Origin of the sequence: Actinomadura sp. NPDC048021 (genome assembly GCF_040653135.1) — a bacterium.
GTDB lineage: Bacteria > Actinomycetota > Actinomycetes > Streptosporangiales > Streptosporangiaceae > Spirillospora > Spirillospora verrucosospora.
Genome location: NZ_JBEZJQ010000040.1, coordinates 40,966 through 65,367, shown reverse-complemented (window position 1 = coordinate 65,367; position 24,402 = coordinate 40,966). Strand labels below are relative to the sequence as shown.

General features: G+C 71.4%; 22 protein-coding genes, 1 tRNA gene, 1 pseudogene and 1 riboswitch. Of the genes and pseudogenes, 6 read left to right on the top strand and 18 right to left on the bottom strand.

The annotated features are described in order from the left end of the window. The first annotated feature begins 261 nt into the window (after positions 1-261). The gene (locus AB0C87_RS40225; RefSeq protein WP_345172488.1) at positions 262-1,926 is read left to right on the top strand and encodes a glycerol-3-phosphate dehydrogenase/oxidase; all 1,665 of its coding nucleotides are present in this window, start codon (positions 262-264) and stop codon (positions 1,924-1,926) included. A gap of 36 nt (positions 1,927-1,962) precedes the next feature. Here the strand turns inward: AB0C87_RS40225 and AB0C87_RS40220 are convergent, their stop codons facing one another. The 12 genes from AB0C87_RS40220 to AB0C87_RS40165 form a co-directional block, all read right to left on the bottom strand. Beyond that, entirely contained in the window at positions 1,963-2,769 is an 807-nt protein-coding gene (locus tag AB0C87_RS40220) for a MaoC family dehydratase N-terminal domain-containing protein (RefSeq protein WP_360581815.1), read from the bottom strand. Positions 2,770-2,788: 19 nt separating this feature from the next. Beyond that, on the bottom strand, positions 2,789-3,766 hold the full coding sequence (locus AB0C87_RS40215; protein ID WP_360581814.1) for an SDR family NAD(P)-dependent oxidoreductase: 978 nt from the start codon (positions 3,764-3,766) through the stop codon (positions 2,789-2,791). A 34-nt stretch (positions 3,767-3,800) separates the two neighbouring features. Further along, the gene (locus tag AB0C87_RS40210) at positions 3,801-4,967 is read right to left on the bottom strand and encodes an NADH:flavin oxidoreductase (RefSeq protein ID WP_345172482.1); all 1,167 of its coding nucleotides are present in this window, start codon (positions 4,965-4,967) and stop codon (positions 3,801-3,803) included. 22 nt (positions 4,968-4,989) lie between these two features. Continuing rightward, positions 4,990-6,147, bottom strand: a complete 1,158-nt coding sequence (locus AB0C87_RS40205; protein WP_360581813.1) for an acetyl-CoA C-acetyltransferase — start codon at positions 6,145-6,147, stop codon at positions 4,990-4,992. Between the two features lie 24 nt (positions 6,148-6,171). Beyond that, entirely contained in the window at positions 6,172-6,789 is a 618-nt protein-coding gene (locus tag AB0C87_RS40200) for a TetR/AcrR family transcriptional regulator (protein ID WP_345172478.1), read from the bottom strand. Positions 6,790-6,814: 25 nt separating this feature from the next. Beyond that, complete coding sequence (locus AB0C87_RS40195; protein WP_353832903.1) at positions 6,815-7,594, bottom strand: SDR family oxidoreductase; 780 nt, start codon at positions 7,592-7,594, stop codon at positions 6,815-6,817. Continuing rightward, positions 7,591-8,823, bottom strand: a complete 1,233-nt coding sequence (locus tag AB0C87_RS40190) for an acyl-CoA dehydrogenase family protein (protein ID WP_345172474.1) — start codon at positions 8,821-8,823, stop codon at positions 7,591-7,593. Before AB0C87_RS40190 ends, AB0C87_RS40195 begins: the two co-directional genes overlap by 4 nt. Before the next feature lie 24 nt (positions 8,824-8,847). Beyond that, positions 8,848-10,122 (bottom strand): glycosyltransferase, encoded by a 1,275-nt coding sequence (locus tag AB0C87_RS40185; protein ID WP_360581812.1) that lies wholly within the window; start codon positions 10,120-10,122, stop codon positions 8,848-8,850. Continuing rightward, entirely contained in the window at positions 10,119-12,995 is a 2,877-nt protein-coding gene (locus AB0C87_RS40180; RefSeq protein ID WP_360581811.1) for a CDP-glycerol glycerophosphotransferase family protein, read from the bottom strand. The genes AB0C87_RS40185 and AB0C87_RS40180 overlap by 4 nt, the downstream gene beginning before the upstream one ends. 204 nt (positions 12,996-13,199) lie before the next feature. Beyond that, the gene (locus AB0C87_RS40175) at positions 13,200-13,967 is read right to left on the bottom strand and encodes a CHAP domain-containing protein (protein WP_360581810.1); all 768 of its coding nucleotides are present in this window, start codon (positions 13,965-13,967) and stop codon (positions 13,200-13,202) included. Positions 13,968-13,978: 11 nt separating this feature from the next. After that, positions 13,979-14,132, bottom strand: a riboswitch (cyclic di-AMP (ydaO/yuaA leader). Positions 14,133-14,600: 468 nt separating this feature from the next. Then, entirely contained in the window at positions 14,601-16,493 is a 1,893-nt protein-coding gene (locus tag AB0C87_RS40170) for a SpoIIE family protein phosphatase (protein ID WP_360581809.1), read from the bottom strand. A gap of 184 nt (positions 16,494-16,677) precedes the next feature. Further along, on the bottom strand, positions 16,678-17,427 hold the full coding sequence (locus AB0C87_RS40165; RefSeq protein ID WP_360581808.1) for a hypothetical protein: 750 nt from the start codon (positions 17,425-17,427) through the stop codon (positions 16,678-16,680). A 207-nt stretch (positions 17,428-17,634) separates the two neighbouring features. Here AB0C87_RS40165 and AB0C87_RS40160 point away from each other — a divergent pair. The 3 genes from AB0C87_RS40160 (at position 17,635) to AB0C87_RS40150 (ending at position 18,711) form a co-directional block, all read left to right on the top strand. Then, positions 17,635-17,708, top strand: a tRNA-Pro gene (locus tag AB0C87_RS40160). A 316-nt stretch (positions 17,709-18,024) separates the two neighbouring features. Then, positions 18,025-18,195: a transposase gene (locus AB0C87_RS40155; RefSeq protein WP_360581807.1), complete on the top strand. Its 171-nt coding sequence runs from the start codon at positions 18,025-18,027 to the stop codon at positions 18,193-18,195. Between the two features lie 48 nt (positions 18,196-18,243). Continuing rightward, the gene (locus AB0C87_RS40150; protein WP_360581806.1) at positions 18,244-18,711 is read left to right on the top strand and encodes a transposase; all 468 of its coding nucleotides are present in this window, start codon (positions 18,244-18,246) and stop codon (positions 18,709-18,711) included. A 235-nt stretch (positions 18,712-18,946) separates the two neighbouring features. Here AB0C87_RS40150 and AB0C87_RS40145 read toward each other — a convergent pair whose 3' ends face one another. After that, positions 18,947-20,191, bottom strand: a complete 1,245-nt coding sequence (locus tag AB0C87_RS40145) for a hypothetical protein (RefSeq protein WP_360581805.1) — start codon at positions 20,189-20,191, stop codon at positions 18,947-18,949. A gap of 308 nt (positions 20,192-20,499) precedes the next feature. On the opposite strand from AB0C87_RS40145, the gene AB0C87_RS40140 reads away from it, so the two are divergent. Then, positions 20,500-21,123, top strand: a complete 624-nt coding sequence (locus AB0C87_RS40140) for an SMI1/KNR4 family protein (RefSeq protein ID WP_149264430.1) — start codon at positions 20,500-20,502, stop codon at positions 21,121-21,123. On the opposite strand, the pseudogene AB0C87_RS40135 reads toward AB0C87_RS40140, so the two are convergent. The 3 genes and pseudogenes from AB0C87_RS40135 to AB0C87_RS40125 all read right to left on the bottom strand — a co-directional run. Further along, positions 21,120-21,407 (bottom strand): annotated as a pseudogene (locus tag AB0C87_RS40135) (ATP-binding protein); the annotation flags it as partial. The gene AB0C87_RS40140 and the pseudogene AB0C87_RS40135 sit on opposite strands and share 4 nt — an antisense overlap. Before the next feature lie 92 nt (positions 21,408-21,499). Next, a complete protein-coding gene (locus tag AB0C87_RS40130) occupies positions 21,500-22,117 on the bottom strand; it encodes a hypothetical protein (RefSeq protein WP_360581804.1) in 618 nt (205 codons plus the stop codon). 67 nt (positions 22,118-22,184) lie between these two features. Further along, complete coding sequence (locus AB0C87_RS40125; RefSeq protein ID WP_360581803.1) at positions 22,185-22,376, bottom strand: hypothetical protein; 192 nt, start codon at positions 22,374-22,376, stop codon at positions 22,185-22,187. Positions 22,377-22,673: 297 nt separating this feature from the next. Here AB0C87_RS40125 and AB0C87_RS40120 point away from each other — a divergent pair, with 297 nt between their 5' ends. Beyond that, entirely contained in the window at positions 22,674-23,237 is a 564-nt protein-coding gene (locus tag AB0C87_RS40120) for a phosphotransferase (protein ID WP_360581802.1), read from the top strand. 84 nt (positions 23,238-23,321) lie between these two features. Here the strand turns inward: AB0C87_RS40120 and AB0C87_RS40115 are convergent, their stop codons facing one another. Further along, positions 23,322-23,495: a DUF397 domain-containing protein gene (locus AB0C87_RS40115; RefSeq protein WP_149264427.1), complete on the bottom strand. Its 174-nt coding sequence runs from the start codon at positions 23,493-23,495 to the stop codon at positions 23,322-23,324. Continuing rightward, on the bottom strand, positions 23,486-24,268 hold the full coding sequence (locus tag AB0C87_RS40110; protein WP_160161212.1) for a helix-turn-helix transcriptional regulator: 783 nt from the start codon (positions 24,266-24,268) through the stop codon (positions 23,486-23,488). Before AB0C87_RS40110 ends, AB0C87_RS40115 begins: the two co-directional genes overlap by 10 nt. Between the last annotated feature and the right edge of the window lie 134 nt (positions 24,269-24,402).

Sequence of the window (24,402 nt, the reverse complement as noted above, 5' to 3'; positions counted from 1 at the left end):
TTCTGGTCCACCACCGACGAACTCCGCCAGAACTGGAACGAGGACAAACGCTGGCAGCCCACCTGGAACGACGACCAACGCCACCAGGGCTACGCGGGCTGGAAGAAGGCCGTCGACCGGACTCTCGACTGGGTCGACCTGAGTGACTGAGCGCGCCTTCGCCGGGGTGCGGGGGGTTGTTGGCCCGGAGTCCTTCCGGGCGACGGCCCGCCGCAACCCGGCCGCACGACACTGGTTCCGACCTCTCTCCGGGAGCATGCGGTGACATCTGTAGCCCTCGGCCCCCAGTACCGCGAGGACACCCTGCGCGGCCTGGCGGAGACCGAGTTCGACGTCGTGGTCGTCGGCGGCGGCGTCGTCGGCGCCGGCGCGGCGCTCGACGCGATCTCGCGGGGCCTGTCCGTCGCCCTCGTGGAGGCGCGGGACTGGGCGGCCGGCACGTCCAGCCGGTCCAGCAAACTGATCCACGGCGGGCTGCGCTACCTCGAACAGCGCGACTTCGGGCTGGTCAGGGAGGCACTGCGGGAGCGCGGCCTGCTCCTGCAGCGGCTCGCCCCGCACCTGGTGCGGCCCGTCCGGTTCCTCTACCCGCTGCGCAACCGGGTCTGGGAGCGGGCGTACGTCAGCGCGGGCGTGACCCTGTACGACACGATGGGCGGCGCGCGCTCGCTGCCCCGGCACCGCCAGCTCACGCGGCGGGCCGCGCTGCGGGAGGCCCCCGCCCTGCGCTCGGACGCGCTGGTCGGGGCCGTCCAGTACTACGACGCGCAGGTCGACGACGCCCGCTACACGATGATGGTCGCCCGCACCGCCGCGCAGTACGGCGCCAGCGTGGCCACCCGCGCGGAGGCGACGGGGTTCCTGCGCGAGGGCGAGCGGGTGACCGGCGTCCGCGTCCTGGACCTGGAGGGCGACCGGGAGATCGCCGTGCGGGCCCGGCGCGTGGTGTGCGCGACCGGGGTGTGGACGGACGGCGCGCAGGCGATGACCGGGTCCCGGGCGGCGTTCGCCGTGCGGGCGTCGAAGGGCGTCCACCTGGTCGTGCCGCGCGACCGGATCCCGATGGGCACCGGGTTGATCACGCGGACCTCCAGGAGCGTCCTGTTCATCATCCCGTGGGGGCGGCACTGGCTCGTCGGCACCACCGACACCCCGCACGCCGACGGCCCCGACGAGCCCGTCGCCGACCACACCGACATCGGCTACCTCCTCGACCAGGCGAACTCCGTCCTGCGGACGCCGCTCACGCACGACGACATCGAGGGCGTCTACGCGGGGCTGCGGCCGCTGCTGTCCGGCGAGATGGACGACACCACGCGGCTCTCCCGCGAGCACGCCGTCGCCGAGCCGGTGCCCGGCCTCGTCGTCGTGACCGGCGGGAAGTTCACCACCTACCGCGTGATGGCGCGGGACGCGGTGGACGTCGTCGCCGAGGGCCTCGACGACTCCGTCCCCGCGTCGGTCACCGGCCGGCTGCCGATCCTCGGCGCCACCGGGTACGAGGTGCTGTGGAACGAGCGGCGCCGGCTCGCCGCCGAGTCCGGCCTGCACGTCGCGCGGATCGAGCACTTGCTGCACCGGTACGGGTCGTGCGCCCGGGAGGTGCTGGCCATGGTCGCCGACGACCCGGCGCTCGGCGCCCCCATCCCCGGGGCCGGCGACTACCTGTGCGCCGAGGCCGTCTACGCGGTGACGCACGAGGGCGCGCTGCACCTGGAGGACGTCCTGGCGCGGCGGCTCCGCGTCTCGATCGAGGAGTGGGACGGCGGCGCGGCCGCGGCGTCCCGCGTCGCCGAACTCGTCGCGCCCTGGCTCGGCTGGGACGACGAGCGCGTCAGCGGCGAGGTCAAGCGGTACGTGCAGCAGATCGCGGCGGAGCGCCGCGGCGGCCCGGCCCTGCGGGAGGCGCCCGTCACCGCCGCCTGACGGAGATCGGCGCCGGTCGGGGGAGACCGGCGCCGCTCACGCGAAGGTGGCGGTCATCGCCGTGGCGTCGCCCGGGGCGTGGATCGAGAGGGTCCCGTCCGGGGACCCGGCCGCCACGAACGGCTGCCCCGCGTGGACGGGCCTGCGGGCGCGGAACGACAGTTCGCGCACCTTCAGGCCCGCCCGGCGCGGCAGCTCCAGGCAGAGGATCGCGAGCAGCGGGCCGTGGACGACGAGCCCGGCGTGCCCCTCCACCCCGGTCGCGTACGCCTCGTCGTAGTGGATGCGATGGGCGTTGTAGGTGAGGGCGCTGAACCGGAACAGCATGACCGGGCCGGCGGTCGTGCTCAGCGTCCACGGCGCGTCCACGGCCGGCGCCTCGAACCGCGGCGGCTCCGGACGGGACGCCGCGCCGCCGCTGCGGTAGACGAGGTCCTGCTCCTCGACCGCGATCTGGGTGCCGTCCCGCAGGAACCTGTGCCGGACGGTCACGAACAGCATCTCCCCGCTGCGGCCCTGCTTCACCGCGGTGGACGCGAGCTCCGTCCGGCGCGTGACGGCGTCCCCGGCGCGCAGGGGATCGTGGATCCGGAACCGCCCGCCGGCGAACATGCGGCGCCGCTCCGGGATCGGCGGAAGGAACCGGCCCTCGCGAGGATGCCCGTCCGGTCCCAGGTCCCGCTGCGCGGGCCGTTCCAGGAAGTGCAGCCAGTGCCAGAGGGGCGGCAGCTCCTCCCCCGGTGGCTCGACGTCGAGCAGCCCGGCCAGCGCCTCCGACGGCCCTGCGCCGACGACCTCGGTCGTCTCCTCCGGTTCCGGGGCCCACCCCGCGATGTCGATCACGGGCCCATCGTCGCAGGCGCTACGCGAACGCGTTCACCCCGGTCAGCTCCGCCGACAGCTCCCACAGCCGCTCGGCCTGCGCCGGGTCGGTCGCGTAGGAGCGCACCCCGCTGGAGGGCGCGCCGACGCGGCCGCGGCGCGCGGGGTCGCCCTCGGGGGCCCGCTCGGCGACGTCGCAGTCCTCGCAGTACACGCCGCCCATGCCGGCCAGCCGCGGGGACGTGGCCGCCCACACCGCCGTCGCCGCGCCCTGCTCCGGCGTCTTGAACCCCTGGGCGATCTCGTTCCCGTCCTCGTCGACCCAGCCGTTCGCCACCTTCTCCTCCAGGGGGATGTGGCGCTGGAGGGGCGTCAGGATGCTCCCCGGATGGAGCGAGAAGGCCCGTACGGCGTCCTTGGCGAGCGCGTCCAGGTGGACGGCGAACAGCACGTTGGCCGTCTTCGCCTGCCCGTACGCCTCCCATTTGTCGTAGCCGCGCTCGAACTGCACGTCGTCCCACCGGATCGGGGAGAAGTGGTGCCCGCGCGACGAGACCGCGACCACCCGGGCCCCCGGCCCGACGGCCGGCCACAGGCGGTTCACCAGCGCGAAGTGCCCGAGGTGGTTGGTGGCGAACTGCGCCTCCCAGCCGGGCCCGACGCGCGTCTCTGGGCAGGCCATGACCGCCGCGTTGTTGATCAGGATGTCGATGCCGCGGCCGGACGCGAGGAACCGATCCGCGAACCCGCGCACGCTCTCCAGGTCGGCCAGGTCCAGTTCGTCCACCTCGACGCCGTCGATGCCGCCGACGGCCTCCTTCGCCGCCTCCGGGCGCCGCGCGGGGACCACCACCTGCGCCCCCGCGCCCGCCAGCGCCCGCGTCGTCTCCAGGCCGAGGCCCGAGTACCCGCCGGTGACGACGGCGAGCCTCCCCGTGAGGTCGATGCCCGCGAGGACGTCCCTCGCCGTGCTCTCGAAGCCGAACCCCGATCCGATCGTGTGCTGTGGAGTGGTCATGCCCCGAACGCTACGAGCTGGAGCGCGCTCCAGGTCAATCCGGCGCCGGGACGAGCGGGCAGTGCGTGCCCCGGTAGACCGTCGGGACGCAGCGGTTGCAGTGGACGCACAGGGAGGGCGTGGACGGGTCGGCGGCGATCCGGTTCACGAGGTCGGGTTCGCGGAGGAGGGCGCGGGCCATGGCGACGAACTCGAAGCCCTCCGCCATCGCGGTGTCCATGCTCGCGCGGTCGGTGATGCCGCCGAGCAGGATCAGGGGCAGGTCGAGCTCGGCGCGGAACCTGCGCGCGTGCTCCAGCAGGTAGGCGTCCTGGTAGGGGTAGGAGCGCAGGAACCGATTGCCGAACATCCGCAGGCCGATCCGCATGGGCAGCTTGTAGCTGGCCGCGAACTCGGGGATGGGCATCTCCCCGCGGAACAGGTACATCGGGTTGAGCAGCGAGCTGCCGGCGGTCAGCTCCAGCGCGTCGACGGTGCCCTCCTCCTGGAGCCGGCGGGCGACGTGGAGGCTGTCGTCGATCTCCAGGCCGCCGCGCACGCCGTCGCGCATGTTGAGCTTGGCGGTGATCGCGATGCGGTCGCCGACCTCGTCCCGGACGGCGCGGGCGATGCCGAGCGCGACCTTGGCCCGGTTCTCGATCGGCCCGCCGTAGCCGTCCTTGCGGCGGTTGAGGCGGGGGCTGAGGAACGCGCTGGCCAGGTAGTTGTGCCCGAGGTGAATCTCGACGGCGTCGAAACCGGACTCGATCGCCAGCCGCGCGGCCTCGGCGTGGGCGCGGGTGATGCGCTCGATGTCCTCCGCCTTGGCGACCTTGGTGAAGGCCATGCCGAGCGGGTTGAAGAACCGCCCGGCCGAGACGGCGGGCCGCCCGTTGGAGCTGGCGTCGGCGACCGGGCCGGCGTGCCCGAGCTGCGCGGACGCGGCGGCGCCCTCCGCGTGGACGGCGTCGGTGAGGCGCCGCAGCCCGGGGACGGCCTCCGGCCGCATCCAGATCTGCCGCCGCTCGGTCCGCCCCTCGGGCGCGACCGCGCAGTAGGCGACGGTGGTCATGCCCACTCCCCCGGCGGCCGGCCGCCGGTGGTACTCGATCAGGTCGTCGGTGACCAGCGCCTCGGGCGTCATCCCCTCGGACGTGGCCGCCTTGATCACACGGTTCCGCAGCGTCAGCGGCCCGAGCCGCGCCGGTTCGAAGACCTCCACGATCCGCCTCCTCGCCCCTGGGCTAGCCGAGCCGCTCGATGATGGTGACGTTGGCCTGGCCGCCGCCTTCGCACATGGTCTGGAGGCCGTAGCGGCCGCCGGTGCGGTCGAGCTCGTGCAGAAGGGTGGTCATCAGGCGGGCGCCGGTGGCGCCGAGGGGGTGGCCGAGGGCGATGGCGCCGCCGTTGGGGTTGGTCGTCGCCGGGTCGGCGCCGGTCTCCTTGAGCCAGGCGAGGACGACGGACGCGAACGCCTCGTTGATCTCGACGGCGTCGATCTCGCCGATCGTCATCCCGGTCTTCTTCAGCGCGTACGCGGTGGCGGGGATGGGCGCCGACAGCATCCGGATGGGGTCCTCTCCGCGCGCGGAGAGGTGGTGGACGCGGGCGCGCGGGGTGAGGCCGTGGTCCTTCACGGCCTGCTCGGAGGCGATGAGCAGCGCGGCCGCGCCGTCGGAGATCTGCGACGAGACGGCCGCGGTGAGGCGGCCGCCCTCCACCAGGGCCTTCAGGCCCGCCATCTTCTCCAGGGTGGTGTCGCGGCGCGGGCCCTCGTCGGTGGTGACGCCCTCCCAGGCGACGGTCTCGCGCTCGAACCGGCCCTCGTCGATGGCGCGGATGGCGCGCTGGTGGGACTCGTAGGCGAACGCCTCCATCTCCTCGCGGGAGATGTCCCAGTCGCGGGCGATCATCTCGGCGCCGTTGAACTGCGACACCTCGGTGTCGCCGTAGCGGCGCGCCCAGCCCGCCGAGCCCGCGAAGGGGCCCTCGGTGAAGCCGAGCGGCGCCGCGGCGGTCATCGCCGAGCCGATCGGGATCTGCGACATGTTCTGCACGCCGCCCGCGACGACCAGGTCCGACGTCCCGGACAGGACGGCCTGCGCCGCGAAGTGCACGGCCTGCTGGGAGGAGCCGCACTGCCGGTCGACCGTGACGCCGGGGACCTCCTCGGGGAGCCCGGCGGCCAGCCAGCAGGTGCGGGCGATGTCGCCGGCCTGCGGGCCGAGGGTGTCGACGCAGCCGAACACGACGTCCTCGACGGCGGCCGGGTCGATCTTCGTCCGGTCCATGAGGGCGGTCAGCACGTGCGCGCCGAGGTCGGCGGGGTGCACTCCGGCGAGCCCGCCGTTGCGGCGCCCGACCGGGGCGCGGACCGCGTCGACGATGTAAGCCTCGGCCATGGGGGGTGTCTCCTTCGTACGGGCCTAGCTCGCCTGGATCCCTTCGAGGAACATGGCGAGGTACTGCTTGGCGATGTCGTCGGCGGACAGCCGCCCGCCGTGCTGGTACCAGTTGGCCGCGACCCAGACGGTGTCGCGGATGAAGCGGTAGATGAGGGTCCGGTCGAGGTCGGCGCGGAACGCGCCCTCCTTGACGCCGCGGTCCAGCAGGGACAGCCACATCTCCTCGAACCGCCGCTGGGAGTCCAGGAGGTAGTGGAACCGCTCGCTGGTCGCGAGGTGCTTGGACTCGTTCTGGTAGAGGACGACCGCGGGACGGTGCCTGTCGATCGAGCGGAACGACTCGACGACGATGGCCTCCAGGGTGTCGCGCGCGCTGAGCCCGGCCTCCAGGACGCGGTCGTAGGCGGCCCACATGTCGTCCAGGAAGGTCGACAGGATCTCGTCGGCCATCGACTCCTTGGAGTCGAAGTGGTAGTAGAGGCTGCCGCCGAGGATCCCGGCGGCGTCGGCCACCTTCCGGACGGTGGTGGCGGAGTAGCCCTGGGAGGCGAACACCTCGGCGGCCGTGGCGAGCAGCTCGGCCCGCCGCCCCGCGCGGGCGGCGGCGGTGCCCTCGGCGTCGCGCCGTCGTGGACTCATGCGCAGTTCCTCATGTACCGGTGTCCTAAGCGTGCTGGGAGGAGACGGAGACGACCTCGCCCGTCATGTACGACGAGTAGTCGCTGGCCAGGAAGACGATAACGTTGGCCACCTCCCACGGCTCGGCGTAGCGGCCGAACGCCTCCCGGCGCGTCAGCTCCTCCAGCAGCTCCTCCGACGTCACCTTGACCAGGTGCGGGTGCATGGCCAGGGACGGGGAGACGGCGTTGACCCGGACGCCGAAGTCGGCCGCCTCCAGCGCGGAGCAGCGGGTGAGCGCCATGACCCCCGCCTTGGCTGCGGCGTAGTGCGCCTGCCCCTTCTGCGCCCGCCAGCCGATCACCGAGGCGTTGTTGACGACGACGCCGGAGCCCTGGTCGCGCATGAGGCGCAGGGCGGCGCGGGTGCAGCGCATCGTGCCGGTGAGGGTGATGTCGAGGACGCGGCCCCACTGCTCGTCGGTCATGTCGACGAGGTCCGCCGTCCCGCCGAGCCCGGCGTTGTTCACCGCGACGTCGATGCGGCCGAACCGCTCCACGGCCCGGCCGTAGAGGGCCTGGACCTGCTCCTCGGAGGTGACGTCGCAGGGCAGCGCGTCGACCCGGTCGGCGCCGAACTCCTTCTCCAACTCCGCCGCGGTCGCGGCGAGCCGCCGCTCGTGCGCGTCGGAGACCAGGACGCGGGCGCCCTCCTCCAGGCAGCGGCGGGCGGTGGCGCCGCCGATGCCGGCCCCCGCCGCCGCGGTGATCACGACGGCGCGGCCGGCGAGCAGGCCGTGCCCGGGGACGTAGGGGGGCGGGGTCATCCGCGTGCCTTCCTGTCGGCGGCCGGTTCACGGGGCAGGCCGAGCACGCGCTCGGCGATGATGTTGCGCTGGATCTCGTTCGACCCGGCGTAGATCGTGTCGGAGCGGGAGAACAGGAACAGCCGCTGCCAGTCGTTCAGGTCGTAGGGCTGCGCGGTCCCGCCGTCCGGACCGGTGCCCGGCGCCCCGTCAGCGACGAGGCCGGCGGCGCCGAGGACGTCCATGGCCAGCTCGCCGAGCTCGCGGTGCCAGGTGCCCCAGACGAGCTTGGAGATCGACGACTCGGGGCCGGGGGCGCCCGACGCGACGCCCGCCATGGTGCGCACCGCGTTCAGCCGCATGATCTCCAGGCCCATGTAGGACCGGGTCAGCCGGTCGCGCAGCAGGGGGTCGTCGATGGCGCCGGTGCGGCGGGCGAGGTCGGCGACGCCCTCGAACTCGCGCCGGAACCCGACCTGCTGGCCGAGCGTCGCGACGCCGCGCTCGAACCCGAGCGTCGCCATCGCGATCTTCCAGCCCTCGCCGGGCTCCCCGACGATGTTGCCCGCGTCGGTGCGGGCGCCGTCGAAGAACACTTCGTTGAACTCGGAGGTGCCGGTGAGCTGGACGATCGGCCGGATGTCCACGCCGTCCTGGCGCATCGGGACGAGCAGGTACGACAGGCCCCTGTGGCGCGACGACCCCGGCTCGGTGCGGCACACGACGAAGCACCAGTCGGCTTCGAGGGCCAGCGACGTCCACACCTTCTGCCCGTCGACCAGCCAGTGGTCCCCGGCGAGCTCGGCGCGGGTCTGGACGTTGGCGAGGTCGGAGCCCGCGTTCGGCTCGGAGTAACCCTGGCACCACAGCTCCCGCGCCGCCACGATCGGCGGCAGGAAGCGGGCGCGCTGCTCGTCGGTGCCGAAGGCGATGATCGTGGGCCCGAGCAGGTTCTCGCCGATGTGGTTGACCCGGGCCGGCCCGTCGGCGAGCGCGTACTCCTCGTGGAAGATCACCTGCTGCTCGACGGTGGCGCCGCGGCCGCCGTACTCGCGGGGCCAGCCGACGCAGGTCCAGCCTGCGGCGGCCATGTGACGCTCCCAGGCCAGCCGCTCCTCGAAGGCCTCGTGCTCGCGGCCGGGGCCGCCGAGCCCGCGGGCGTGCGCGAACTCGCCCGACAGGTTGCCCTGGAGCCAGTCGCGGACCTCGGCGCGGAAGGCCCGGTCCGCGGGGGACTCGTTCTGCTTCACGCCAGGGACTCTACCAAACAGTTGTTAGAAAGAATCACCCCCCAGGGCGGGTTCCGCCTCCAGAGCGACCACCGGCCGCTCGGCGAGCGGCGCGGCGGAGGCCGCGGCCCGGGGCGGCGCGAGAACCGGCGCGGCGGCCGCGCGCCCGCGGTGGAGCAGGTCGAACAGGCGGTCCCACCGGGCGAGGACGGCGTCCGGCCCGAACCGCGACACCGACACGCGGGCGCGGGCCCCGAGCGCGCGGCGCAGCTCGGGTTCCTCGATGAGCCGCCCGAGCGCGGCGGCGAACGCGGTGACGTCGCCCGGCGGGGCCAGCAGCCCGTCCCGGCCGTCCTCGACCAGCGCCCGGACGCCCGGCGCGCAGTCGAACGCCACCGTGGGCAGCCCGTACGCCATGGCCTCCAGCACCGACATCGGGAAGCCCTCGGCCCGCGAGGGCAGCGCGAACACCGACGCCTCGACGAGCGCCTCCTCGACCTCGCAGACCACGCCCCGGAACTCGACGGAGCCGGACAGCCCGGCGGCGTCCGCCCGCGCCCGCAGGTCCTCCTCGTCCGGACCGCCGCCGTAGACGTGCAGCCGCCAGCCCGGATGCCGTCCGGCGACGCGCTCCCACACCTCCAGCAGCAGGTCCACGCCCTTCTCGTAGGCCAGGCGGCCGACGCAGGCGACGACCGGCAGGTCGAGCGTGGGATGCACGCCGGGCGTGACGTGCAGCGCGTTCGGGATGTGGTCCACGTTGGTCATGCCGTCCCTGGCCCAGGCATCGGCGTCCTCGGCGGTGAGCACCAGCATCCGGTCCGCGCAGGCGTAGAGATCCTTGACCCGCCGGTACCGCGACGACCTCCGGGTCGCCTGGTAGGACTCGTGGCTCATGCCCACGACGCGCAGCCCGGAGGTGTCGGCGAGCCGCACCCACTCCATCGCCCACACCTGCGCCACGATGACGACCGCCCCCGGCCGCGCGGCGGCGAACAGCTCCGACAGGCGCGCCGCGCCGCGCCGCTGGGCGGCCGTCCGCCACAGGTCCCGGGCCCGAGCCGCCGGGTCGAGCCGCTGCAGCGCCTTGCGCGGGCGCCAGGCCATGGCGGGCGGGCCCCACTCCCCGTGCAGCACCTCGACGGCGTAGGAGCCGTCGCGGCCGTGGTGGTACGGCTCCGGCCCCCGCGTGATCCCGACGAGGGTGACGCGGTCGCCGCGCCCGGCCAGCAGCCGCGCCATGTGGTGCGCCCACCGCTGGAGGCCGCCCATCTCGTCGGCGTTGTTGCACACGATGAAGACGTCACGCGGCGCGGTCATGGCGTTTCCCTCCTGCTCGGCGCGGCGGGGAAGTAGCGGTCCACCACCGTCTTCGCGGCGGTGCCGCGTTCGTGCTCGCCGAAGCGCGCGGCGAACGCGCGGCGCCGCCCGGCGTGCTCGGCCCCGGCCGCGTCCAGGCCGGCGAGCGCGGCGACGAGCTCGTCCTCGGTGCGGGTGATCGGCCCAGGAGCGTGCCGCTCCAGGTCGAAGTAGCCGGTGGCGAGGTCCCTGCCCTCCGGGAGGTGCAGCACGATCGGCCGGTTGAGCAGGGCGAAGTCGAACATGATCGAGGAGTGGTCGGTGACGAGGGCGTCCGCCAGCAGCAGGAGCGGCGTCACGTCGGGGACCGCGCCGACGTCCCGCATGACGGCACGGGCGCCCGGCGGGACGTTCGCCCGGCACAGGTAGTGGGGCCGGACGAGCAGGACGCACTCCTCCCCCAGCTCTCGCGCGAAGACCCCCGGATCCACAGGCGGGTCGAGGAGCCGGACGGGACGCCCCCTCGGCCCGGTGACGTACGTGGGCGCGTACAGGACTGCCCGGCGCCCGTCGTCCAGGCCGAGCGACTCGCGCAGGGCCGCGACCTCGGCGGCCAGCTCCGGGTCGCCGTCCACCCCGTTGACCAGGGGGTCGTTGCGGGGATACCCCACCGGGAGCAGCTCGGAGCGCACGCCGAGGCCGCTGCAGAGCGTCTCGGAGTCGTGCCCGGAACGCACCAGGAAGCAGTCGAAGCGCTCCACCATCCGCCGCAGCCGCTCCTGGTCGCCCGCGGGCCCCGACTTCATCCGCGGCTGGTCCAGCCCCATCAGCTTGAACGCCGACCCGTGCCAGGTCTGGATGTAGGTGGTCTCGGGACGCTTGCGCAGCCGGTCCGGGAAGCCCTGGTTGTCGATCCAGAACTGGGCCCGCGCGAGCGCCAGGTAGTACGCCCAGGACCCGCGCTTGACGAGCCGGGCGTCGTCGGGGAACCCCTTGGGGGACGAGGCGTACGACCACACGGCCGTCACCGGGCGGCCGGACCTGCGCAGTTCCCGGTAGATGTACTTGGGGTTGTCGGAGTAGTGGCGGCCGAGCTGGCTCTCGAAGACCGCCATGCCGGCCCGGACGGGCAGCCGGCTCAGCACCCGGTTGAACACGATGATCTTGGTGTTCCGGCCGGTCAGGGTCCGGCGCACCGCCCGGCCCAGCTCCCGGAGCCGGTGCCGGGTCAGCCGTCCCGGGCGGGACAGGGCGGCGCGGCGCGCGGCGGCGCGGGTGAGCCGCGCCCACGGGCTCCCCGCCTCCAGGGCGAACGCCAGGTGCCCGCCCTCGGTGACGTAGGAGCGGAGCCGGTCCCCCGCGAACCGCGTCAGCCGCGGCCGGACGGGCAGCAAGACCCCGCCGAGCGACGGCGACCCGCGCCCCTCGCCGAGCCGAGTGACCACCTCCTCGCCGTCCACCCGGATGCGCAGCCGCACGTCCCAGACGGGGTCGATGAACCCGAGGGGGCGGATCCTGCGGGCGGGGTCGAACTCGGCGCGCCAGGTGAGCCGGTCGCCCTCATGCCGGACGGGCGCGCGGACCCGCCCCTTCCGCGAGCGGCCGCGCCGGTCGCGGAACTCCAGCGTCCCGGCCAGCTCGGCATCCCGCGGGATCCGCTCCAGCGGGTTCAGCACGTGGCCGGCCATGAGCACGCGGCCGCCGCGCGTCTCCAGCCGCGTCACGGTGTTCGCCGGGCGCAGCTCCCGGAGGGGCCGCACATGGAACCCGAAGGACGTGACGTCCCGGACGCGGCGGCCGAGCGTGCCGCGCGGGCGACCGGCGCCCCAGTAGACCCGCCCGTCCCGCTCCACCAGGCGGGCGCGCAGCTCGGGACGCTTCACGGGGTCGTACTCGGCGGCGGCGAGCGCGCCCGCGTGATCGCCCTCGCGGATCAGGTGCGCGGCGATCGCGGGCAGCGGGTTGGCCTGCTCGAAGACCCGCGGGTCCAGCTCATCCAGGTAGGCGGCGGCCAGGTCGAGGAAGCGCGCCTGGTGGGCCGGGTCGCGGTCGCGCAGGTCGCGCAGGTACAGCACCAGGTCGTGGTTGACGAACTTGACGTCCTTGGCCCGCTGCAGGTCGTAGGCGCCACGCAGCGCGAAGAGCATGTCGATGCGGCGGTGGATCTCCAGCCGGTCGGTGAAGTTCGCCAGGTCGGCGCGCCGGTTGGAGATCGACGGCGCCCGCGTCCGCTCCTTGACCAGCCAGTTGTAGACGCGGTGCGGGATCAGGGCGGTCCGCCCCGCCTCCAGGTAGGCCTCGGCGGTGAACAGCAGGTCCTCGTAGTGCAGCCGCTCGACGAACCGCAGGCCGTGCTCCTCCAGGAAGCCGCGGCGGTAGGCCTTGTTGGTCGAGAGGGTGTCGTAGAGAAGATCGGGTCTCTCGCTCAGCGACCCGTAGACCGCGCTGTGCCGGTAGAGCCACGGGTACCAGGGGCGGATCCGCCCTTTGGCGCCCTCGGGCAGGTCGAGGAAGATCCGGTCGCAGAGCCCCGAGACCACGTCGGCGCCGGTGTCCTCGGCGGCGGCGAGGAGGTTGAGGCAGGCGTGCCGGTCCAGCAGGTCGTCGCTGTCGAGGAACATCACGTACCGGCCGGTGGACTCCTCGATCCCGGTGTTGCGGGGACGGCCGCAGCCGCCGGAGTTGGCCGGCAGGTGGACGGCCCGGACCCGCCCCGGATGGGCCGCGGCGAGCCGGTCGGCGGCCTCGCCCGTCCCGTCGGTGCTCGCGTCGTCGACGATCACCGTCTCGACGCCGCCCAGCGACTGCGCCAGCGTCGAGGCCACCGCCCGCGGAAGCCTGCGGGCGTCGTTGTAGGCGATCACCACCACGCTGACATCCGGGCGCACCGCCATGGGCATCCCCCTCCGCAGACTCCGGCGTGCTGGATTCCTTTCCAGGAACTCCGCACTGAGGTCCAAGAGGGATCAAAGGCTGTCAACGCTTAGCATTACCCACCGTCACCGGAGGGTTTGGGCACAACACCCGGAACGCCAGAAGGCGCCCGGCCTGAGGCCGGGCGCCTTCGCGAGGCGCGCACCTTCTCGGGACGCGTCGGATCAGCGGGCGTAGTCGGGGTAGCCGTAGCCGACGACCTGCGACTTCTCGCGGACCTTCTTCTGCACCGCGTTGTCGGTGTTGCCCTCGACGGTGGTGATGCTGCCGTCGCCGTTGTCCTTGACGACGATGCCGACGTGGTCGATGTCACCGATGCCGGCCTTGGAGCCGTCCTGCCAGTCGAAGAACACCACGGCGCCCGGCCTGGCCTTGTGGCCCCAGCGGTCGGTCTGCTTGAACCAGCTGGCGTGCTGGACGGTGTAGGCGTCCCAGCCCATGTTCTTGACGCCGGTCTGGGCGCCGAGCCAGGAGACGAACATGTTGCACCACTGGGCGCCGTTGTACTCCTTGACCGAGAAGCCGCCGTCGCGCTTGGCGGTGGCCTTCGCGTGCGGAGTCGAGATGTACCACTTGTGGTACTTGGTCTGACCGCCCTTGCCCTCGTGGACGCCGACCTGCGACTCCGCGAGCTTGATCACTTCGGCGGGCTTGACCGCGTGCGGGGGGACCTTGAAGCCCTCGCGCCGCGCCTCGGCGACGGCGTTCTCGGCCTTCACCGTCTTGGCTTGGGAGGGCTGGTGAGCGGCGGTCCCCTGCTCGGAGACCACCGCCGCCTGGGCGGAGGTCTCGGCGGCCGCGCGGCCGCCGGCGAGGGGGTTGACCACCGAGAGCCCGACCGCGCCCGCCAGGACCGCGCCCACGGCGACGCCGACGGCCTTGTCCTCGGGGGTGAGGCGGTTGAGCGAAAGTCGATCGAAAAGACCGGACATGCAGGGAATCTCCTTGTCTTCCATGGCGCCTACCGGGTTAGCTGACGGATTCGGGCATGGAAGCAGCCCTACGGCGCGACTCTCGGGCGCGCCGATTCACCCCAGAAACGTGGGTCCCCGGCTCCGCTCCGGTCACCGACCGGACGGACTCGGCCTCGCACCGCGGGAGCGGTGCAGGTATACGGATGTTCTCTCTGGCAGATCTTGATGAGGGGGCGCGCGTCGATTGGCGCGCATCGCGTGCGGATACCGCTCCGCGATCCTCGGCCGCGCATGGTGCGGCCGGTGGCAACGCATGGGACGCGCTGCGTGATTCGGGATCGAAGGTACCAACCTTCTCAAGAAAAGCAAACCAGGCATAAAGTAAAGTCTTGCCTGCTCAAAGCCCTCTCAAGAGACTCCCAACACCGGGGCGGCGCCCCCTCTTCCCGATCTTTCTCGAGAGGCGCCCAACCCCTTGCCCGCCTCCCTTACCGAGCCTTCGGGAAAAGGTAAAGAAGATCGAATAGGGGGCGTCGGACGGTCTCCGCCGAGGCGGCCCGCCACCCGGCCGCCCCGCCGGGTGAGGCGCACGTCACACTAGGTGATCTTCGCTGGCCAGGCGTGCCGTCCGTCACCGCGAGGCCCGGACGGTCACTCCACGTAAAGGGCGAACAGCGTGGTGTCGTCCGCCGCCCGGTCGTGCTCCATCCGCGCCAGCACCTCGTCCAGCACCCGGTCGGGACGCGTGGAGGAGTCCCGCAGGATGTGGGTCAGGCGGACGATCCGCTCGTCCAGGTCCGCGTCCCGGCGCTCCACCAGGCCGTCGGTGTAGAGGAAGAGCATGTCGCCCGACGTGAGCCCAGTGGTGATCGTCGTGTACTCCCAGCCGGGCATGGCGCCGAGCATCGGGTCGCGGACCACCTCCAGCGGGGTCGCCCGCCCGTCCCGGACCAGGATCGGCGGCGGATGGCCCGCGCACGTCCACTCCAGGACGTGCCGGGACGGGTCGTAGTGGGCGACGATGGCGGTGCCCGTCGCCGGCGGGTCCATGCCGCCGATCAGCTCGTTCAGCCAGCCGACCAGCCGCCCCGGGCGCTCCCCCGTGCAGGCGAGACCCAGCAGGCCGTTCCGGGTCCGCGCCATCGCCGCCGCCGCCGGCAGCCCGTGCCCGGCCGCGTCCCCGATCGCGAACATCGCCCGCCCGTCCTGGAGGGCCTTGGTCGCGAACCAGTCGCCCCCGATGCGGGCCGTGCTCTCCGCCGCCATGCTGCGGATCGAGGTGCACAGGCCCGGCAGCTGCTCGACCTCGTCCTCGTCCGGCAGGATGGCCCGCCGCAGGGTCACCGCCACGCGCCGCTCCTGGGCCGTCCGCGCCTGCTGGCGCAGCATCTGCCGCCGGGTCTCGGCCAGCGCGCGCTCCACCCCGCGCCGCCGGGTGATGTCCTGCGACACGATGTTGATCGAAACGGGCAGGCCGGACTCGCCCAGCACGGGCTCGGCGAACACCCACAGATGGCGGGGCGTCCCGTCATGGCTGATCACGCGGTGCTCCGCCTCGACCGGTTCACGCCGCGAGAACATGGTCTGGACGGCCTCCTCGACCAGCGGCAGGTCGTCGTCGGCCACGACCTTCGGCAGGTCGTGCGGCATCGGCGGCACCTCGTCGGAAGACAGGCCGTAGTTGGCCAGCATCTGCGGCGTCCAGTCCGCCTCCCCGGTGGCGAGGTCCCACTCCCCGAACCCGATCAGCGCGAGCCGCTCGACCCGCTCCAGCCGCCGCGCGATACGGTCCTCGGCCAGGTGGTACCGCCATGTGACGCAGATACCGGTAGGCACCCGCACGCATCGCACACTCATCCGCGACGAGCGGGACAGGCCCCGCTGAGCCGTCGAATACTGGATCGAGGAACGTTCCAAACGCATCCCGGACTCCAGCACCCCGACGTAGTCGTCGAACAGGCCGCTGAGCACCGCCCCCGGGTCCGTCCGCAGCAGCCGCAGTCCGGTCAGCTCCTCCCGGCCCCGCCCGAACATGTCCTTGGCGACGCCGTTGAGCTCCGCGAAAAGGAAGTCGACCACGCTGCCGTCCGGCCCCCGCACCGGGACCAGGTGGGCCGCCGAGTCGAGCGCCCCCTCCAGCACCGCCGTCGCCGCCGGGTCGTCGGGCACCCCCGCGAGGATCTCCGCGTCCCCCGCGGTGTCCTCGGCCGTCACCCGGCGCAGGACGTCCTCGGCCTCCGACAGGACCGCCTGGCGCTCCGCGGGCACCTCCTCGGCGCGCGGCGCCCTGCGCCCCGCCACCACGGCCCCCACCGGCCCGCCGCCGCCGTCCTTGACCAGCAGCGACGCCGCCTCGGCCATGTCGATGTCCAGATCGCGCGCGAGCCAGATCAGGTGCTGCAGGGCCTCGCCCGGCGGGACGCCGAGACGCCGGGCCAGCACGACCCGCGCCTCCGCCAGCACGGCCCGGTCGCGCGCCGCGCCCCGGAGGTCCTCCACGTCCGCGCCGGGCACCCCGGGCTGCGTGCCTTCCGCTTCCGCCAACCCCGTCCCCCGTTCGGCGTCACCTGCCCCTGGGAGAAAAAAGCTACATACGTCAGTGAGGGACTATTCGCCCATGTCCCTGCAAAGAGGCTAGATCTTTGCCCGGGTTTTCCGTTCACGCCCGAAGCCGACCACTTCCGGTGACCGTCTCAAAACGGACCCGTTCCCCGCCGTGTGACCCACGTCACACCCGCGTCACCTGCCGCGTCAACGAGGTGATCCGCGCCGCCGCCGTCCCGAACGGAGTCCCCGCCGGATGCAGCGTCAGCACCACCACGATCTTGTCCCCCACGACCCCCGTCGTGTGCAGCACGGGCCGCCCCAGCCCCAGGTCGGGCCGCCATGCCGCCGGCCGCACATGGCACGGCTCCGACGGCGTCTCCCCGAACCCCGACCACCCCTGCTTGACGGCCCACGGCCGCTTCACCGCCCGCGGGATCCCGAACGTCTGGTCGAACCCGTCCGTCCCGCAGGGCGTCGACGCCCGCAACTGCTGGAGCACGAACTCCCGCTGCCCCTCCGGCGCCCGTTCCAGCAGGTACCGGTACATCCGCACCACGTCCCGCGCACTGAGCGCCGTGTAACCCCAGTACCCGGGCTTCTCCGCGGGCGGCGGCGCGGTGTCCTCCAGCCCCATCTTCCGCACCATGCGCTCGATGATCTGCTTCCGCCCGCCCCGCCGCCAGAACTCCGTCGCGGCCCCGTCGTCACTGGACCGCAGCATCGGCACCAGCAACCGCCGATCGGCCGCCGACACCTCATGCCGATCCATGTAGTCCAGCGCGATGAGGATCTTCACCACCGAGGCCGACCGGAACGTCCGCCGCGTCGCCCGCGCGACCACCACCCGCCCGGCGGCCCGATCGAACACCTCGTACGAGGCCCGCACACCAACCGGCACCCGCACGACCGGCGCCTCCGAAACCCGCGGCACGGACCTCTCCGGCTCAGGACTCCCGCTCACCGCCCGAGCCCCTCCACCGTCCCCGCACCCGCCCACCAGCCCCAGGCCCAAGACCCCGGCCAGCACCGCCCGCAAACGCACCATCAGGCCTGCCTACCAGAGATCCGCGCCCCCGTATCTCGGTACGCACGACCCCGCAGACTGCGCTACAGTAATCACGCCCGCTCAAACGGGCACCGGGACGTAGCGCAGTTTGGCAGCGCACTTGACTGGGGGTCAAGGGGTCGTGGGTTCAAATCCCGCCGTCCCGACAAGAAGTACCAGCTCAGAGGCCGTTTCTCCACCATGGAGAACCGGCCTCTTGATCGTTAGTTAGCCGTTCGTTAGCGAACCGAGCCGTCTCCCCCGGCACCCGGACGGTTCACACAGGACCAGAAGCCCCGAGCACCGCCGGCGCGCCCTCTCCCTGTGTTCAACCGAGCCACGCCGAACCACCAGGCCTCCAGGCCGCCGCAGGTACCAGGTGCGTCGCCCAACTCCAGCGACCGCAGCCAGTGGGAGCGGCTGGAGCCGTTGCTGCCGGTGGGCAAGAAGCCGGGTCGGCCGCGGATCTGAACCCGGCGGCAGTTGATCGACGGGATACGGTGGCGGACCCGGACCGGCGCTCCGTGGCGTGATCTTCCGGAGCGTTATGGGCCGTGGGACCGGGCCTACGACCTGTTCTGGCGGTGGCAGCGCGACGGCACCTGGAACGGCTCTTCGAGCAGTTGCAGGCGGAGGCCGATGCAAAAGACCTGATCACGTGGGACGTAAGCGTGGACTCCACCATCGCGCGCACCTATCAGCATGCCGCTGGAGCGCGTAAAGAGGGATCTCCAAAAGAAGCCTCCCGGGGGCGTCGACGCCGAGCCCGACGACCACGGCCTCGGGCGCTCGCGCGGCGGGCTGACTACCAAACTGCACCTGGCGGTCGAGCAGGGACAGAAGCCGCTGTCCCTGCTCGTCACCGCCGGCCAGCGGCACGACGGTCCCCAGTTCCAGCCGGTCCTCGACGATATGCGAGTGCCCAGGACCGGACCGGGCTGGCCTCGCACGAAGCCGAACAGGGTCCGCGCAGGCAAGGCGTACGGCTCCCGCGCGAACCATGCCTATCTGCGCCGACGCGGCGTGAAGTGCACCATCCCGGAGAAGGCGGACCAGATTCGCAACCGCCAAAAGCTCGGCTCCCGCGGTGGCCGTCCGCCCGAGTTCGACAAGGACGACTACAAGCAGCGGCACGCGGTCGAGTGCGGGATCGGACCTGCTCTCGCTTGAACGACTCGTCGTTGTCGAACAGTACGGCTCGGCCGACTACGACGTCCTCCAGCCTGACGTCATTCTGTCCTTCCATGACCTGTGCCTTGCACGCGCCGACGACGGCTGGTTCATGGGGCAGCTCGACGCCGACGGTTCAATCATCTGCTAGGCCCCCTACGGCCCTGACCTGGCCGAAGTCATCCGTGGGTTGTGAGCTGCCAGGCAGCGAGCTCGATCATTTTCACAACACGCCTTAACTCGACGACTCTGTCGCCGGCGGGACGCCGCACCGCTTGCAGCCGTTCGCATGGTCGTTCCGACAGACGTAGCCGATGGTCCCTTCCACGCACCATTCGGCAGCTGCTTCGGACAGCAGGTCCGGCCCGGCAAGCAGGAGCCGACGCAGTTCAACGTTGTCGGCAATGTCGGCCGGACGGCTGGTGAACCACTCGTCGAACCAAGGCTGGTCCCGGTGCACGCGCCAGTGTCCGTGCTCCCGGTCGTCGATTGCGGCAACGAACCGATCGACGATGCAGCCCCAACTAGGTGCGCCGAACCAGCCGGTGTCGAGCGCGCAGAAGAATTCGATCAGGGTCCGCAGGCCGAACTCCTGCTCGTGGAGGCGGTACGCACGGCCCCAAGAGATCGCGGCCTGTGCCATCTCCGCGAGGTCGTCGCGCGGATCATTCTCGTGCGCCGGGTCGTCAGGGTTGTGGCAGGCCAACCCGAGCTCGAGCACGGACTGTCCAGTCGGCAGAACCCGAGACGGGTTGACGATCGCGAGACCGACAGCGCCCCAGTCGACATGGTCAAACGACAGCATCGAGCGCACGAGCCGGGTGGTCGCCGCGTTGATCCGCATCATCGTGCCGTCGTGCAGCGGGCTCCTGCCGGCATGCCAGTTCTCGACAGGCGTGTTGCGCCAGAGGGCGAGCGTGATCCGGGTGGCGGCGAGCCACAGCAGAGCGTCGTCGTCAAGGTGCCCGAACCGGCTGGCGCACTCCTGGGCGCCGTACCGGATCAACTCTCGCTGGCTCGGCCGCTCGTGGCCGTCGGACTTTTCGGGTTCGACGTACTCGTCGTCGGTGGCGTACTCGTCGAGGATCTCGTTGAGCTCGGCTGCGCTGTCGGCGATGTTGTACTCGTAGCCGTCCGGTCCAAGGACGGTGTACACGTCGTGGTCCCACGTGACTTGCACGTCGCCCCAGAGCACGACGTCGTCGCACTTGTCGATGGCGCCGTCAGTCACTACCGGCCTGATCGTGATCGGTGCAGTTCGCCCATCGGTCCGCCCGTCGTCCTGTTTGGCCGCCCATGCGGTGATGACGTCGAGCGGCTTCGGGACGAAGGGACCGACCTCGGTGAAGCTGAATGGCTCGCCGTTTTCATCGGTGTCGAACCGGCTGTTGATGAACGCGACCGCCTCGGCAGGCGTACTGACGATGGCCTCGGCGCCACTGTCGTTGTCGACAACTCGCCACAACACGCTGTTCTTCACGACGGTCTCCGATCGAGGTGGGGACACCCGGGGCTGGCAGGACGCGCCGAGTTACTCGGCGCTGACTCCAATGATGGGGTGACCGTCCCCTCTGTAGGTCCTGCATGCGCTTGTCGGCGAAGATGCCTGAGCGGACGGTTTGCAACCTATGGCTCCGTAGTTGAGAAGCGACAGCGTTTGTAGTGCTGTTTGAGCAGCGCCAGGCGATCTTGTGGGTCGTGAGTGTTGGTGAGAAGTGACAGCGCCTGCTCGGGTCCAGTTCGAGCTGACAGGTTGAGGTCTCCGGTTCTTCGGTTGCTCATGTGTCGATGACTTCCACCGTTGATGAGTCGTGGGACCGGATCCTGGGATGGCTGACCCAGCATGCTCCGGCCACCTTGGAGCGCATCGGTCCACCTGCCGCCGACGCGGACATCGCCGCGGCTGAAGAAGCGGTGGGCGCGAGGCTGCCGGCTGATCTTGTGGCGTGGTGGCGGCTCGCGAACGGAAGCGCGTCCAGCTGGTCCCACCAGCGTTTCGACCTGCTCCCGGGCTACTGTCCCTTCCGCATCGAGCACGCTCTCGACTCGCGGAGGGTCTGGTGGCAGGTGTGGCATGACCAGATGATCGGGGAAGGGCTGCTCACGGAGGAGGTCTTCACCAAGGCGCAAGCCGACCCTGCAGGCACCGAGGCGAGAATGTGGCTCCTCGCTTTCTTGCCCATCGCCGGCAGCGGCGGCGCGGACCTGTTCGTCGATCTGCGGTCTGGCCCGAGGCGCGGGTGCGTGCGGGAGTTCGACAGGGTCTCCACGGACGGCGAAGTGCGCTGGGGCAGCGTGACCGCCATGCTCGCCGACATCGCCGACGCACTCGACAACCACGGCAGGATCGGCGGATATGAGGCTCGCCCGGACGAGGACGGAGTCCTGTTCTGGGACCGGGACCTGGGCTAAGAAACGCTCTGCGCGGCGCGGGTGCGGCTTTGTGCGAGGCGGTAGGAGTCGGTCCCGGTCTCGATGATGGTGCCGCCGAAGGTGAGCCGGTCGACGATCGCGGTGCAGAGCCGCGGGTCGGTAAAGGTCTTGGTCCAGCCGCCGAAGGACTCATTGGAGGCGATCGCCACGCTGGCCTTCTCCTCGCGTTCGGTCCGGACCTGGAACAGCAGTTCGGCGCCGTGACGGTCCAGCTCCATGTAGCCGAGTTCGTCGATGCAGAGCAGGTCGACGCGGCCGTAGCGGCCGCGGATTGTGGGCAGCCGCAGCAGCCGGCATGCCTGCTCGATCGAGGCTTGAGCGGCCTGTTCGATCATCCCGCGGTGACGGTGCTGGGTCATGAGGCGGTCTCCGATCCGGGTGGGCGATGGCGCAGCAGCTGGTCATAGGCGGCGACCGAGGGAAGCGGGCGGGTGTCGGGCGGCAAGTTCGCCAGCCGCCGCTGGGTCAGGAACGTCACCGCGCTGGCCGCCTGCCCGGCCTCACGAGGATCGTGCTCGGGAACGGAGTCGTCGGCCTCGGCGGCTTTGCGGGCCTCCAGCGCGACGGCGTCGGCGGTGAGCGCCCCGGCGCGTAGCGCGGCGGCCAGGCCCGCGACGATGTGCTCGTGGTTCATGTGGCGGGCCAGCAGCAGCACCTCGATCAGGGCCCGGGTACCGTCCCGGTCGCCGTGTCCCTGGCAGGCCCGTGCCCACCACTGCTCGTGAACGGGCGTGAACTTCCCTGCCGCCTTGGCCTGGTCCAGCGCGGTCGCGCCCGGCAGCGCACCCGGCTTGCGGATGAACACCTCCAGATAGTGGTCCAGTTCTAGGCGGCTGGCCGCCTTGGCCAGCAGCCGCTCGTGCCGGGCGACCTCGGTGCGGCCGTCATAGACGATCAGCTCCGAGGCGTGCAGCATCGCCCGGACCCGGCGGCCGATCAGCCGGACCGGGACCGAGTAGTGGTTGGTGCGCACCGTGATCTGGCTGTAGCAGCCGGGACGCTACGAGCGCGAGTTCAGCGGGACGCTCACGACCTTGGGCTCAGTTCAGGTCATGACCGAGGACTACCATGCCGCGGCCAGGACGCTTGCTGAGGCTATTCTCCGCGCACCCGAGGGCGGCCCTGACCAGTTGGTAGGCATAGGTGCGGGAGAGGTCGAGGGCTCGGGCGGCGGTGTTGATGTCGACGACGGTGGGGAGTTCCGCAAGTTCGGCGTTCTTCAACGGCTGCATACGCGACCTCCAGGTCGGAGAGGTTTGGCGGTGGGGGTGACGTCGGCGAGGGGCCGTTGTAGCGAAAAGGGGGCACGTTCCATTGCGAGGAAGCGGTCGCGGCATGCGGAGGACTGGTGCGGTGTCTGAGTTCTCGCTGCCTGGCGGGTTCGTGAGTGAGAGCGTCCGTGTGGGTGACACGGTGCGCCGACGGCCTGCTGCTCGTGCGGAGTTCGTGCCCGGCTGCTGGGGCTGTTGGAGCAGGCCGGCTGGGAAGGCGCCCCTCGGTTTCTGGGGATCGATGGACAAGGGCGGGAGGTGCTGAAATTCCTCGATGGCCACGTGGCTTGGGAGCCGGTCCAGGCCATCCGGGTCGACAGCGACGAGAGCTTAAGGCGGGTCGCCGAGTTGGTCCGGGAGTTTCACGACCTGACGGCCGCGACGGACCTGGCCGGCGATGGTGAGGTGGTGTGCCACAACGACTTGTCGCCGAAGAACACGGTGTACCGGGATTCGGGTGCGGGGATGCGTCCGGTGGCCTTCATCGATTGGGACCTGGCCGGCCCCGGGCGGCGGATCCATGACGTCGCGCATGTGTGCTGGCAGTACCTGGGGCTCGGGCCCGGCATCGTCGACGTCGCGGCGGCCGCTCGGCGAGCGCGGTTGATCTGCGACGCCTATGGACTGGCCGATCGCAGCGAGCTGGTGGATGTGATCTTGTGGTGGCAGGACCGCTGCTGGCGCGGCATCGCGGCCGCCGCTCAAGCCGGCGACCCGGCGATGATCCGTCTTTGTCAGGGTGGCGCCATCGACGAGGTGCAAGCCGCCCATCACTGGGTCCAGCAGCATCGCGCAGAGTTGGCCGCAGGCTTGATGTCGTGAGTGTGGTCCTGGCATGGCGGCCGTCCACGCGAGGAAGCCCCGGTCCCTCGAAGGCCGGGGCTTCCTCGGTGCCTTGTCCGGGCGTTAGCGCTTCAAGATCGCCACGAGGTTCGCGAACTCGTCGCGGCGCAGGGTGAACTTGGCGCCGGCTGGGTCTTTGCTGTCGCGGATGCCCACGGCCTCGCCGAGGTCGGCCAGTTCGACGCAGTTGTCTCCGGCCTCGCTACTACGCGACGACTTGCGCCAGGTCACGTCCATCGCTCTTCCACAACCTTCCGCATCAGTTCGACCGACGCCTTCGGCGAAAGCGCCGCCGCCTGGAGCCTACTGAAAGCCTCGCTGACGAGCGCCAGGTCTCTCGGCTCTGCGCTCGTCTCGCCCCCGATATTGCTTTCCAGGTACACGATCTCGCTCCGATCGGGTTGAGTGGCGATCACGAACGGCGCTCGGGCGTCGCGGTAGTAGCCGATCGGGGCGATCTGAATCGTGATGTTCTCCTGCTCCGACATCTCGATGAGATGCTCCAACTGCTCGCGCATGATCTGCCGGGAGCCGACCTCGCGGAGGAGGACGGACTCGTCCAGCACGACGAACACGGTCGGAGGGTTCGGCTTGGTGAGGATTCTCTGCCGTTGCATCCGCTCGCGGACGGCATCGTCGTTGCACAGGAGCACACGTGCGTACGCCTCGGTCTGCAGAAGCCCGTAGACCAACCTGATCTCGAACGCGCGCAGGGCGTCAGCGGACGCCTCGGCGCGGGGGAAGTCCGCGAAGAACTTCGGGTAGCTGCTGGAACGCAGGAGTTCGTCCCATGCATCGACCAGGGCCGTGCCCGAGTCCAGCCCCTTGTCCATCCGTTCGGCGAAGTCCCTGCGGCACTTGGTGCGTCCGGACTCGACCTGCGAGATGTAGCTCCGGGTGACCGCCGTCCGTGCGGCGAGTTCCGTTCGATTGAGTCCCGCTTCCTCGCGGAGGCGCGTGACCTCTGCGCCGAAGGCGACGGTCTTGGCTGTTGGTTTGCGTGCGGCCACTGCTTCGCCTCCACGTGAGCGAGGGGAACCCACCTACCAGCGATCGACAGCGCCACGTGTGTGCTGGGGCGCTTCGGTGGTAACGCTACGCGGCGGAGTTGAAGCTGTGCAGCGAGTTACCCAACCTGTCAGTG

What these genes read in the sequence shown, in the direction of transcription:
- AB0C87_RS40175 (WP_360581810.1), bottom strand. Translation starts at nt 13,967, where the DNA reads ATGTCCGGTCTTTTCGATCGACTTTCGCTCAACCGCCTCACCCCCGAG.
- AB0C87_RS40150 (WP_360581806.1), top strand. Translation starts at nt 18,244, where the DNA reads ATGCCGCTGGAGCGCGTAAAGAGGGATCTCCAAAAGAAGCCTCCCGGG.
- AB0C87_RS40140 (WP_149264430.1), top strand. Translation starts at nt 20,500, where the DNA reads ATGACTTCCACCGTTGATGAGTCGTGGGACCGGATCCTGGGATGGCTG.
- AB0C87_RS40200 (WP_345172478.1), bottom strand. Translation starts at nt 6,789, where the DNA reads ATGAGTCCACGACGGCGCGACGCCGAGGGCACCGCCGCCGCCCGCGCG.
- AB0C87_RS40215 (WP_360581814.1), bottom strand. Translation starts at nt 3,766, where the DNA reads ATGACCACTCCACAGCACACGATCGGATCGGGGTTCGGCTTCGAGAGC.
- AB0C87_RS40205 (WP_360581813.1), bottom strand. Translation starts at nt 6,147, where the DNA reads ATGGCCGAGGCTTACATCGTCGACGCGGTCCGCGCCCCGGTCGGGCGC.
- AB0C87_RS40185 (WP_360581812.1), bottom strand. Translation starts at nt 10,122, where the DNA reads ATGACCGCGCCGCGTGACGTCTTCATCGTGTGCAACAACGCCGACGAG.
- AB0C87_RS40115 (WP_149264427.1), bottom strand. Translation starts at nt 23,495, where the DNA reads ATGGACGTGACCTGGCGCAAGTCGTCGCGTAGTAGCGAGGCCGGAGAC.
- AB0C87_RS40195 (WP_353832903.1), bottom strand. Translation starts at nt 7,594, where the DNA reads ATGACCCCGCCCCCCTACGTCCCCGGGCACGGCCTGCTCGCCGGCCGC.
- AB0C87_RS40180 (WP_360581811.1), bottom strand. Translation starts at nt 12,995, where the DNA reads ATGGCGGTGCGCCCGGATGTCAGCGTGGTGGTGATCGCCTACAACGAC.
- AB0C87_RS40125 (WP_360581803.1), bottom strand. Translation starts at nt 22,376, where the DNA reads ATGCAGCCGTTGAAGAACGCCGAACTTGCGGAACTCCCCACCGTCGTC.